The sequence below is a fragment of the Roseburia sp. 1XD42-34 genome (assembly GCF_009917385.1).
Taxonomy (GTDB): domain Bacteria; phylum Bacillota; class Bacilli; order Bacillales; family Amphibacillaceae; genus Virgibacillus.
This window is the reverse complement of sequence record NZ_QWLJ01000040.1, coordinates 34,714-45,969: the sequence shown is the minus strand read 5'-3', so window position 1 is coordinate 45,969 and position 11,256 is coordinate 34,714. Positions and strand designations below refer to the sequence as shown.

Genomic DNA, 11,256 nt, shown 5'->3' with positions numbered 1-11,256 from the left:
TAACAGATATGTTTAACAAGTAACAAGAACTACGAGAAAAGGTATTCGGTTATTTACACAAAATTATTGACAGTCCCGCATGTTTTATAATGGTTTCTTTTGAATTCATATAGACTCCTCCTAAAAAGTAACTTTACTATGGTATAGTACTTCGACATAATTTGTAATAAAAACTTTAATACGCCTATTTCCGTAACATTGACACTTTACTTAGTTTAAGATAATTGATTACAAACTACAATCTCCTCAGACATCTCACCACATTCAGTAACAATAAGTATATTCTTCTCCCTAATCTCAGTCATTCCTTCATCAGTAAAACCATCGTCGTAGTATTGCTCCAATCTTTCCATATCTTTAACAGATCCAAAGCCAACCAAATGTCCAGATATTTTTCTTTCCACAACAACGCCATCTCTCATAACATTTTCTGTGTTTTGAAGGTGTTTTTGTTAATTTGTCGAATACTGTATATAGACTAAGAAAAATGGAGGGTACGCTCATTGCCTAGAGTTGCATTAGATTCTGAAACTGGTCAGAAAGTACTTATTAGAGATTGGGTAATGCATTATATGGAAAAGACGCCACTGTGTTTAGTTTGTAATGAAGAAATGTATACGCGAGGAAATTCATCTCCAGGTGTAACGACTCATTTTTCACATTATACAGGAACAAAATGCCCTATTGTTGGGGGAAGGCGAAAATTATATGACAATCTACAACCAATAGAAAAAGATATGGAAAACGCAAAAAAAATACAAAGTTTTCTATTAAGCAATTTATGGCCATTATACAAAAAATGCAAAGATATGTTTGAAGATTTAACAACAAAAGACTATAAGGAGATGATAGAAAAGGCATCAAAAAGGAATATTTGGTTTTATAAAGGAATGGAAGAAAAATATTTACCATATGTCTTATTAGTTAATTATGGTATCTTCGAAAAGAATAAATTTCACAAAGAAAAAACTTATTTTGTTTTTGACTCTAAACTCTCAAATTATGACGACTTATGGATAAGAAATGGAAAAGTAAAGCAAAAAATCTGGAAGGTGACTCCTAATTTACATAACTTAGAAGAAATCGAAATTGACTTCGATAATTCAGAATACGCTCCATACTACTTTTTGCCTTGGGTGACGGGGTTAAAAGATTTACCTGATTTATGTAAGTGGTGAAAATTTAATGCCCTTTCTTTGAAAAAATAGTTCCTTTTGACTGATGACAAATGTGTGGATAAAATAAACGAGCACATCTCTTGCGTTTTCTTATTAACTTTACCACCTCTTGTAACCCTAATCGAAACGAGTTACGGGGATGTAGTAATTTTATTTACTCCACATCCGGCGGCACAAAATTAACATAAGTCGCTCTCTTTTGCTCCAAGCCCACAGCCCTTATATAAATACATGGTACACACTTTAGTAATTATTTCTCCCAGTTGATCTGGCGTATATTTCTACACGCCAGCTTTATTTTTATGCTGCCGCTTATACGTAGTTTTGCCCATCCGTTTAATATCTAAATGGTATTGGCTATACAGTTGTTTCTTAGTGGCAGCTAAGTCTTTATTTATTAATCTAATGATTTATTGGTAAAGTCTAAATAGAAATCAGGATCATGAAAATCATCAAAATATTGCTGGTCGTGTTTAAATACAGCTATTGCAAGAGGCATGGCTATAAAGTTTACAGCGAGTTGTTTGAGTTCTTTATTCATGGTACCACATTTAAGAACGTTCGTTCTTATTGTAACTCTCAGCATCGCATATAACAACAGTCACTTTTTGCCAAAGAAAAAAGCTCTCTATGTTCAAAGAGAGCTAAGTCAGTGTTCCTTTGTTATCTATTAAAAACTTAATGGCAATTCAATTTTATCGCCTAATGTTTCTAGGTTTTCATCAGACGCACCGTTTATAATTAATTTGATGTCCTTTATTTCTTCAGCAGGAGTATCTAATTTGAAGATAATCTTTCCTTCTTTTTTAGTAGGGCCAAAGAAATCTCCGCCAACGTCATCTGACATTAACATATCTGCTTCCACTTGATCCCCTGCATTAGTAGTTAAAGTTGCCTGATCTGGATAGAATGAAATCGTATCTTCGGACGTGTTTTCTACTTTCATGCCAACTGTAATTACTGTTAGTTTATCTTTGTTGTCAAACATTTGCTTGTACTCTTCTCCAGGCTCTAATGTTGCGTTTTGTATGCCTGTTATTGTTAACTTCATTGGACCACTTTCGACTAATTCATCCATATCTTTCTTTTTGTTTAGAATAGTGGTTTTACCCATTTCGTTTTCTATAACATCACCTTCAGAAACAGACTTTTCCCCATCTTTTTCTGTATCTTCCTTTTCTTCTTTTTCTTCTGTGGAATTGGCTTCATCAGCCTTTGCTTCTTTGTCGTTATCCTTTGACTCTTCTCCTCCACAAGCTACCAATGCAAAGGATAACAAAATTAGCATCAAAAACATAAATAATTTCTTCATTTCCTAATATCCCCTTTATGTATTATTTACTCAGTTACATAGTATCAGTTTATGGTTGATATTTCCATACAAGAAAATACTTTTCCATAACAATTCAATAAATTTAGCACTTTTAGTATAATGCGACTAACTTGTGGCTGGTATTGAGAATAAGGCTATTAGAAACGCAATAGGGTTAGAGACAGTCCTTGGCGAAGCAGGTAAGCTTCTACTCTCTAGCTATAATCGATTTGCAGCTATTCCGCTTCAGTATTCAGAAACACTTTGGATTGAAAATCATGGATTACAGCTACCGGGCTATGCACGCAGCTACAGCAGCATCAGGCGACTATTTAACTACACAACAGTTCTCCACCATGAACACCAAGTAATTTCCACGGTAGAGGTATCGAACTATAAAAAGGTACGTCAGGGAACTTATTATACCTTAACGGATGGCAGGAACGTAAGGAAATATCAAACCGAATCTGGAAGTGTAGAATATGAATTAGTGGATACGATTCCTGCCGATCGAGACAAGCCAAAGGAATCGGAAAAGAGCTGGGTGGAAAGCTACTGATGGGATCGTCAAGGCAGGTTTACATGTAGGATTAGCAGGATATAAGATCGGAAAAGATGGCTTAAAACTTTCCAAAAAGGCTTTAGATTGCGTTGTGTTGGATGATGTGAATACGGTTCTTGATTCAGAAGCCTCTGTGGGTGAAAGAATATGGGTGGGAGCTTCTATTCTTCCAGTGGGGAAACCTTTAAAACTGATTAAAGCTGGTGGGGTTATTAAATTTGCGGATAAAGGTAAGCACTATAGATCATCAACGAATTTAGAAAAGACTTTTGAAAATCCAAGGCAAAATCTAACTTCGCAAAGGAGTTTAATAGACGCAATGTTTCAATAATGCTGGAAGGAAACTCTCCCATTGCGCCTAAATTAGAACATTACGGGAAGCATAAATCATATATACTCCACCATAAACAACCTATAGACAAGGGGGCGATGTATATAATCTCGACAATTTAATGATTACTTCACCAAAAATGTATCAAAATATTTTAGATCCCGCATATCAATTCGGAAAAAAAGCGAATAAATAAGCAAGAGGAGGAAAACTATGAAAAAACTTATCTAGAGAGGAATTAGTTGAGCTAGTGAAAAAGATTTGCGACCCTAAGCTACCCGATGAAGAAGTAAGTGCATATATTGAATTACTAGAAAAAAATGTTCCTTATCCGGCTCCTAGTGATTTAGTTTTTTGGAGCGATGAGGATTTATCGCCAAAAGATATAGTGGAGATTGCTTTAACATATAAAGAGCAACAGAAAAGAGAAGGTTGTTATGCCTTCTCTTATGCTCCTTTAAAATCATAAACACCTGTCCGTACTCGCTTAAAATTCTCCCCCAATTGTTTAATTTAGAATAGGTTATTTTACAAAGCAAGATTTTTTCTAACTATTAACAAGTCTTTATGCATCAACGAGAGTAGCTATGTTGAAATGTGATTTTAGGAAGCCAAAATTTTATAGCACGAAATGCAGTATATCGTTTCTGCGCTATTGCTTACTTGTCATAAAAAAGTACCTCCTATTGTTAAAAGGGTATCTAACAATGGAGTACAGTTTATGCGTAAAAACGGCAATCATTCTTGTATATAGCGAAATGCCTCAGCTGTACTAGTTGTAGGCTGTTTACAAGCAAAGTTTTCGCAAACATAAATGGTTGTTTCTCCGTCAATCAATCGATAGTCGCTTGCAAACGGTGCGAGCTTTGCCAACGGATCATCTTCGGAAAATGACAATATCGTAATATTTGGCAAAAACATCTGCTGGAGTTGTTGTAAGAAAACTTGCTTTTTCAGATCGTTACTAGGTCCCATGACCACAACTTGTTTAGACGGAAATTCCATTCGTTGCAGGCTTAGCAGGAAAAACGGACTTCCTGACGCCTGTGTTTTGATATCGTCATGAAAGGTATAAAACATCTCTTCCACATAATCCAGATAACATGGCTCACCTGTTAAATATCCCATACGAACAAGCATTACTGCTGCGACACTATTTCCTGATGGAAGAGCGTCGTCATATACCTCCTTATCTTTTGTAATGAGTGTTTCATTATCATTTCCAGAAAAATAAAAACCACCATGGTCGTTATCCCAGAACAATTTTATCATTTGGTCAAGTAATTGCTTCGCTTTTTCCAAATAGGGTAGGTGAAAGGTGGCATCATATAATTCTATGTAGCCCCATAGTAGGAAAGCATAGTCATCTAAATAACCAACATGTTTTGACTCGCCTTTTCGGTAGCGAACCATTAAGCAACCATCTTGATATAAATGATCTTCAATAAATTGGATCGCCTTCTGGGCCATCTCTGTATAGATCCTATTTCGGAATATTTTCCCTGATTTTGCCAATGCAGCAATCATTAACCCATTCCACGCAGTTAAAATTTTATCGTCTACATGAGGATAGGTCCTTTTTTCACGAGCCTCAAGCAATTTCTCTCGAGACAATACGAGTTTTTTTGTTAAGCTTTCCAGTGAAACGCCTACTGAAGCAGCAACTTGCTTCAAATCTTGATTGATCAAATTTGGTATGTTTTTACCAGAAAAATTACCCTCTGGTGTAATTTGATAAGCAGCTTTAAAGAGTTTACCGTCTTCTTTTCCTAGTACCTGATCTATTTCATGCTCTTCCCACACATAATATTTTCCTTCAATACCCTCTGAGTCCGCATCAATAGCGGAATAAAAGCCTCCGTTTGGGTGAGTCAATTCTCTGGAAACAAAGGTAATCATTTCGTTGCAAATGTTTTTATACGTGACGTGTTTAGTTAATTGATACGCGTCCGTATAGGCGATTAATAAGAGAGCATTGTCATAGAGCATTTTTTCAAAATGTGGAACCAGCCATTTTTCATCTGTGCTGTAGCGAGAGAAACCAAAACCGATATGGTCATAAATACCACCAACTGCCATTGCATCCAAGGTATGCTCAGCCATTTTTAACGCGTCTTTATTACCGACAAAATAAGAATGATGCAACAAAAAGAGCACATTGTGAGGCATAGGAAATTTTGGAGCATGCCCAAAGCCTCCATATACTTTGTCAAATCTGTTTTCGAGCTGCGCAAATGCTTCATTTACATGTGATTGTTTAATCCGATTTGCACTTTTTTCTGTTTCGGTTAGTCGAAGGGCATCTTCGACTTTGCTTGTAACATCCGCTATATGTTCTGGGTCCTGCATGTATGTTTTATAAAGTTGTTGAAGTACATTTACAAAGCCTGGCATCCCGTATTTATGGTGTTTAGGATAATAAGTTCCTGCATAAAATGGAATTTGATCGGGCGTCATAAAAATCGATAGCGGCCACCCGCCTTGTCCTGTCATCATTTGGCAAACCTTCATATAAATCGAATCAATGTCTGGTCGTTCCTCCCGATCCACTTTGATCGAAATGAATGTTTCGTTTAGGATAGAAGCAACTTCCGTATCTTCAAACGATTCTTTTGCCATAACATGACACCAATGACAAGTGCTATAACCAATAGAAAGAAAAATGGGTTTATTTTCGCTTTTTGCCTTGGCGAAAACTTCTTCAGACCATGGGTACCAATTCACAGGGTTATATGCATGCTGAAGCAAGTATGGACTTTTTTCATGAACTAATTGATTGGGCGTTTTATCAAATGACAACGCAGCTCACCTCTTTCATTTAGTAATGTTAGTTTTGAAAATATTTATTGATGCGCTTGATTAGTTTAACCTTAACAAAGAAGTTTAGTATGAGGTCAAGTTATTGAGCTTGGCATTATGGGACAAATGGAGAGAGTTATATTACAAATAACTTGTTATTGTAAAAAATCGCTCCTGTTTGAGGAAACATATATAAATAAAAAATTATCTTCTAGAACTTTTGCATAAAATCTATTTCATCAGCTTTAGTTGTAGGTACAGTAAGCGCTTTTGAGGATAAGCTTCCTGATTTATCATAAATGTAAGATGCTTTTTCGCCCTATATTGGGAGGGGATATCTATCCCAAAAAGATTGAATCTGGAAGCCTTGATGTGTTTAAAAGCCTTTGGTTTAGTTCATCCTAGGGAGTTGAAAAAAATCCTGTTGATTGGGGCTGTATAGTTGACTAGGTTAATTAATCCAGCATCTGCAAGTTAAATTGAAACATTACTTTTTACATAGTAATGTATACAGTATAGTAGAATGGATTATAAGATTTACGATACGAACTTGATATGGGTATTGCTGAATATACCTCATACTTATTTTAATAAATATATTTTATGTAGATAAGCATAGAGAAATTTTAGTATAGGTGCTTGTGCTGTTCATTAGCTTACCATTTATTTTTTCCTGATATCTTTCTTATTGGTGGCATCAATCATAATATTATTGTTGAAGAATCGTCTGCTTAAAGCAAAAGGAAAATGGAATTTGCATAAGAATAAAGATCGTTGTATGTGGAGACACCTTGTCTCGCTCGTCTAATGTATGAGGTTATATATCAAGTAGCCCCTCTATCCATTCAGCTTCTGCTTCATATATTTTAAACATAAAATACATCAAAATAGTAAGCGCAAATAAGGGGCTATTTTCTTCAACTGTATCTTCAAATTGAAAGGTTGTCTTCAGGCTAAATGTTCCGATTTTAATCTTAGCAACTCTAAGTTTGTTTACCTTTACCTCTAAATTTCCAGACCAGTTTTCTTCAATTAAAATATCCTGACCATCCATATTCCCTACAACACAGAAATAAAGGATGTTGCTTCCTAATTTATCTTTAAAATCATATTGAATGGATTCTGTACATAGTTGATACTCTGCTAATACCAGTCGTTTCCAGCCATTTTGCTTTATCCCTAACTCAAAACGATCCTGTTCATCAGCACTTATATATGAAAACACACTATCTTTTTCAAGTGTATCTGAATTGGTTTTGCGTATATATCCAATTTCATTTATGCCCGTTGTTACGGGGATTGCTTTTTTACTTGAAAAATAGATGACATCTTTTAAATGATAGGTACGCATTTTTTCCCCCCTTGTTTCTAAATATTACGGATAAAGCTCCACAAAGTTTCACTCGCATGGTGTTACTAATTTTAGGTAAAATTTCATTTATTTTACAGCTAATTAACAGTAGCAAAATAATTATTTTGTACAATTAATAATAAGAGTGTTTGGTCAGGGGCATCATGCCATAAAGAATATTTCTGCAACGCTAACCAATTTCACCAAAAATTATACGTAATTGAAGGTACATAAAACAAGTCATTTGACCAAAATATGCTTAATGTATTGGAAAAGGCATGCTATTTTCATACAAATGAGGTGGGATAAGCTTGAACAAAGCAAAATTTATAGGACTATCTTTAAGTATTATCTATGGGATTACTATCTGCTTGTGGAGATAATAGTGATAACGCGAATGCCGAAAAAGGCGAGGGAAAATTGGAAGAGACCTATAGGTGAACATTTAAAATCAGTAATCTTATTCCAAAAATCGGAAGAGGACAACTTTCTTGAATCATTTTAAGGATAGCAATTTCCCTAAAACAACCGTATACTAAATGAAAGTGAAAAACAAGATTGAAAATTCGCTATAAGGAGTGTGCCTCAATTGAATCCCATTATCGGAATAACCCCGTCAATCCAAAATGAAACGAATATGCATTTTGTTAGCGCTGCTAATATTGCTGCAATCAAAGGGGCTGGAGGAGTTCCAATCATTTTACCTTTTGTAGTATCAGAAGATCAAATTCGACAAATTGGAAACATGATTAATGGTTTGTATTTAACTGGAGGAAATAGTATTGACCCAACCTTATTTCATGAGGAACCACATCCGAAATTAGGTGAAATAAATCCAATTCGTGATCAATATGAAGTTGCCATCATAGATGAAATGCTAACGCAACAAAAACCTATCCTAGGTGTTTGTAGAGGATGTCAAATTTTAAACGTTGCACTAGGTGGTGATATGTACCAGGATATTTATGCGCAAATAGATGGGAAATTATTACAGCATAAACAAAATGCCCCTGCTAGTCATGCTTCTCATTTTGTACATGTAAAAGAGGAGACATTACTAAGAGAGATTGTAGAAACAGAGAGAATAAAAGTAAATAGCAGACACCATCAGGCAAACCGAAAGTTGGGAAAAAATATACAAATTTGTGGGATTTCAAGTGATGGCGTTGTAGAAGCAATGGAAAGTAAACAGGCTCCATTTATATTAGGAGTGCAATGGCATCCTGAAAATTTGGCAACGGCTGGTGATACAGTTTCTAAAAGAATTTACCATGCGTTTGTCCAAGCATGTAGTGAAAACTAACACAACATAGGTTAACAAAAGAAGGTTGCTTTGTTTCCGCAAAAGGGTTACTGCAACCTCTCCTTTTCATTTCATGTGATGCTAATAATATTAGGAAAACTGCTGAGTTACCAAAGATTTTACAAAATAGCTTTTAAATAATTATATTTAACGCATGGGGAAAATTCTGAAACGTTTGGACTTGACAATGATATGATCATCGATAAGCTAAATTAAGTTCAAAGGGGCAGAAGAAATAGAAGCCACTATACCTATATTGTTAATATCCAATTAAATACAAGAAGGCATAAAACCCTTTCTTTTTAATGGTAACATTTTTAATAATAAACTAATAAAATTATAGATTTATTTATTGTTCGCTAAAACCATTGCAACACCAGTAACTTCAATGCTTTTGACTTATTTTTAAATCTAGAAGAAACATCGAGCGGAGAAGGTGGGATTTGAACCCACGCGGCGCTTGCACGCCCTAACGCATTTCGAGTGCGTCCCCTTCAACCGGACTTGGGTACTTCTCCCTATGAATAAGAACAATACATATTGTAAGAGAAATGAATTGCTATGACAAGTTTTTTGCATAAAAACTTTTAAAATAGACGAATGATTGACTGTTTGCCCAAAATAACATAAAGTATTATACAAATATAAATGATTGAGGTATCAGCAATGAATCACTACATGAAGAAAAGTATCCAACAGTACCAATCGGAAAATAAAAATAAAGCAAGACTGTTAATTAAATGTCCAGACCAGCCGGGTATTGTCGCTGCTGTCTCCAATTTTTTGTATAGGCATGATGCAAACATTATTACGTCAGATCAATACACCCTCGATCCGGATGGCGGACAGTTTTTTATGCGCATCGAATTTTATTGTCCACAATTACTGGAAAAAGCAGAAACGTTAGAGCAAGCATTTCAACCAATTGGTGAGAAATTTGCAATGGAATGGCAGTTATTATACGTTAGCCAGTTAAAGAATGTGGCAATTTTTGTTTCCAATGAGCCGCATTGTCTGATGGAATTGTTATGGGAATATCAAAGCGGGGACCTGATGGGAAATATCGCACTTGTTATAAGTAATCACGAAACGGCTCGTGAAACAGTGGAGTCGCTTGGGATACCCTTTTATTATATCCCAGCAAATAAAGATATTCGCAAGCAAGTAGAAGAAAAGCAACTCCAATTATTGAAAAAACATCAGGTGGATGTCATCGTGTTGGCACGTTATATGCAAATATTAACCAGTGATTTTGTTACGAACTACGAGAATCGAATCATTAATATTCATCATTCCTTTTTGCCAGCGTTTGTTGGGGCGAATCCTTATGAGCGGGCTTATAAACGGGGTGTGAAAATGATTGGAGCAACCTCTCACTATGTGACCGATGATCTAGACGAAGGTCCGATTATTGAACAAGATATAGGCAGAGTAGATCACAGAGATAATAGCGCTAAAATGAAAAAGATTGGGCAAGCGATTGAACGGGTCGTATTATCCAGGGCTGTCAAGTGGCATCTGGAGGATCGAATTATTGTCCATGAAAATAAAACGATCGTGTTTTGATATGTATTTATAACTATCGCCCTATGAAAATAGCCTGCTTGTAGAAAGTAGGCTATTTTGACTTCAATTTGGCATTATAGAGTTTCCAATGTAGATTTTGTTTTGCGTCACCACTTGACATAATCGTCCCTTGAATGGTTACTTTGTCGCCAGTCTTTAATGTTTTCTTTGGGGCTTTTCTTCCAAAATCAGCAAGAAACACTTGGTATGCTTCATTTTTCTTGCTCTTTTTAACCTGTGACCATTTCTGATCTTTGTATTTGTCTCCTCCCCAGACGTAGACTTTTTTTCCTTTTGCTTCCATCACATAACCTTTCCAAGTTACTTTTTTGCCTGATAAGTGTTTATCCCAAGCTTTCTTCTGGGTACTATTGTTAAGTTTTTTGTATTCTTTCGTAAAAGCTGGAAAGTTTTGTAGTGACTTGATTGTTTTTTTCTGTTGGCTAGAAAGTTTTTTTCTTTTACCATCGTCATCATCATCGTCCTCAACGTCTTCCTCATCGTTTAGTTGCTTATCCACATCATGTTGTTTTTCTGCTTTACTCTCTTCTTGATTAGCCTATTTTTCTTTTTGATAGCACCCATAATTAATAATACGATACCAACCGTGATCCCCAGTGATGCAGTGATGCAATAGTACCTAATAACGTACTAACCATCGCCATATGTATTCCTCCTTCCAGGTAATATTATCATAAAAACAGGAAATAAATGTATAATTAATGAGCCCTTATTTCACCCAAAAAGCTTTATTTTATTTGTTTTCAAACAATAGCTCATCGCATTATTCCATTGAAATACAACTCTCGTGTTCAGTGGTTTCGAGTAATTTTGAAAAAATGCTGTTAAGAAAT

12 protein-coding genes and 1 tRNA gene are annotated in these 11,256 nt (G+C 35.4%); 7 read left to right on the top strand and 6 right to left on the bottom strand.

Features of this window, described 5'->3' with window-relative positions:
• Positions 1 to 215: 215 nt before the first annotated feature.
• Complete coding sequence (locus tag D1839_RS16705; RefSeq protein ID WP_120380975.1) at positions 216 to 404, bottom strand: hypothetical protein; 189 nt, start codon at positions 402 to 404, stop codon at positions 216 to 218.
• A gap of 99 nt (positions 405 to 503) precedes the next feature.
• Between D1839_RS16705 and D1839_RS16700 the strand changes: the two genes are divergently transcribed.
• Positions 504 to 1,178 carry a hypothetical protein gene (locus D1839_RS16700; protein ID WP_120380974.1) on the top strand — a complete coding sequence of 225 codons (675 nt, stop codon included), beginning with the start codon at positions 504 to 506 and terminating at the stop codon, positions 1,176 to 1,178.
• Between the two features lie 670 nt (positions 1,179 to 1,848).
• Here the strand turns inward: D1839_RS16700 and D1839_RS16695 are convergent.
• Positions 1,849 to 2,490 (bottom strand): DUF4352 domain-containing protein, encoded by a 642-nt coding sequence (locus D1839_RS16695; RefSeq protein WP_120380973.1) that lies wholly within the window; start codon positions 2,488 to 2,490, stop codon positions 1,849 to 1,851.
• A 133-nt stretch (positions 2,491 to 2,623) separates the two neighbouring features.
• On the opposite strand from D1839_RS16695, the gene D1839_RS16690 reads away from it, so the two are divergent.
• The 4 genes from D1839_RS16690 to D1839_RS16680 all read left to right on the top strand — a co-directional run bounded on the left by D1839_RS16690 (position 2,624) and on the right by D1839_RS16680 (position 3,852).
• Positions 2,624 to 3,049 carry a hypothetical protein gene (locus D1839_RS16690; RefSeq protein WP_120380972.1) on the top strand — a complete coding sequence of 142 codons (426 nt, stop codon included), beginning with the start codon at positions 2,624 to 2,626 and terminating at the stop codon, positions 3,047 to 3,049.
• A 97-nt stretch (positions 3,050 to 3,146) separates the two neighbouring features.
• Positions 3,147 to 3,383 carry a hypothetical protein gene (locus D1839_RS20485; RefSeq protein ID WP_199690321.1) on the top strand — a complete coding sequence of 79 codons (237 nt, stop codon included), beginning with the start codon at positions 3,147 to 3,149 and terminating at the stop codon, positions 3,381 to 3,383.
• Complete coding sequence (locus D1839_RS21420) at positions 3,383 to 3,505, top strand: hypothetical protein (protein ID WP_353616262.1); 123 nt, start codon at positions 3,383 to 3,385, stop codon at positions 3,503 to 3,505. The genes D1839_RS20485 and D1839_RS21420 overlap by 1 nt, the downstream gene beginning before the upstream one ends.
• 128 nt (positions 3,506 to 3,633) lie before the next feature.
• Positions 3,634 to 3,852 carry a hypothetical protein gene (locus tag D1839_RS16680; protein ID WP_120380971.1) on the top strand — a complete coding sequence of 73 codons (219 nt, stop codon included), beginning with the start codon at positions 3,634 to 3,636 and terminating at the stop codon, positions 3,850 to 3,852.
• Between the two features lie 269 nt (positions 3,853 to 4,121).
• Here D1839_RS16680 and D1839_RS16675 read toward each other — a convergent pair whose 3' ends face one another.
• Both D1839_RS16675 and D1839_RS16670 read right to left on the bottom strand, forming a co-directional pair.
• Positions 4,122 to 6,182 carry a thioredoxin domain-containing protein gene (locus tag D1839_RS16675; RefSeq protein ID WP_120380970.1) on the bottom strand — a complete coding sequence of 687 codons (2,061 nt, stop codon included), beginning with the start codon at positions 6,180 to 6,182 and terminating at the stop codon, positions 4,122 to 4,124.
• 817 nt (positions 6,183 to 6,999) lie between these two features.
• The gene (locus D1839_RS16670; RefSeq protein ID WP_120380969.1) at positions 7,000 to 7,533 is read right to left on the bottom strand and encodes a hypothetical protein; all 534 of its coding nucleotides are present in this window, start codon (positions 7,531 to 7,533) and stop codon (positions 7,000 to 7,002) included.
• A gap of 589 nt (positions 7,534 to 8,122) precedes the next feature.
• Here D1839_RS16670 and D1839_RS16665 point away from each other — a divergent pair.
• Entirely contained in the window at positions 8,123 to 8,836 is a 714-nt protein-coding gene (locus tag D1839_RS16665) for a gamma-glutamyl-gamma-aminobutyrate hydrolase family protein (protein ID WP_120380967.1), read from the top strand.
• 428 nt (positions 8,837 to 9,264) lie between these two features.
• On the opposite strand, the gene D1839_RS16660 is transcribed toward D1839_RS16665, so the two are convergent.
• Positions 9,265 to 9,354, bottom strand: a tRNA-Ser gene (locus tag D1839_RS16660).
• Between the two features lie 148 nt (positions 9,355 to 9,502).
• Between D1839_RS16660 and purU the strand changes: the two genes are divergently transcribed.
• Entirely contained in the window at positions 9,503 to 10,402 is a 900-nt protein-coding gene (gene purU / locus D1839_RS16655; protein ID WP_120380966.1) for a formyltetrahydrofolate deformylase, read from the top strand.
• Between the two features lie 52 nt (positions 10,403 to 10,454).
• Here the strand turns inward: purU and D1839_RS16650 are convergent, their stop codons facing one another.
• Complete coding sequence (locus D1839_RS16650; RefSeq protein WP_120380965.1) at positions 10,455 to 10,922, bottom strand: hypothetical protein; 468 nt, start codon at positions 10,920 to 10,922, stop codon at positions 10,455 to 10,457.
• Positions 10,923 to 11,256 lie beyond the last annotated feature (334 nt).

Excerpts from the sequence above, each read along its gene's own strand:
- D1839_RS16695 (WP_120380973.1), bottom strand. The coding sequence starts at position 2,490 with ATGAAGAAATTATTTATGTTTTTGATGCTAATTTTGTTATCCTTTGCA.
- D1839_RS21420 (WP_353616262.1), top strand. The coding sequence starts at position 3,383 with ATGCTGGAAGGAAACTCTCCCATTGCGCCTAAATTAGAACATTACGGG.
- D1839_RS16670 (WP_120380969.1), bottom strand. The coding sequence starts at position 7,533 with ATGCGTACCTATCATTTAAAAGATGTCATCTATTTTTCAAGTAAAAAA.
- purU (WP_120380966.1), top strand. The coding sequence starts at position 9,503 with ATGAATCACTACATGAAGAAAAGTATCCAACAGTACCAATCGGAAAAT.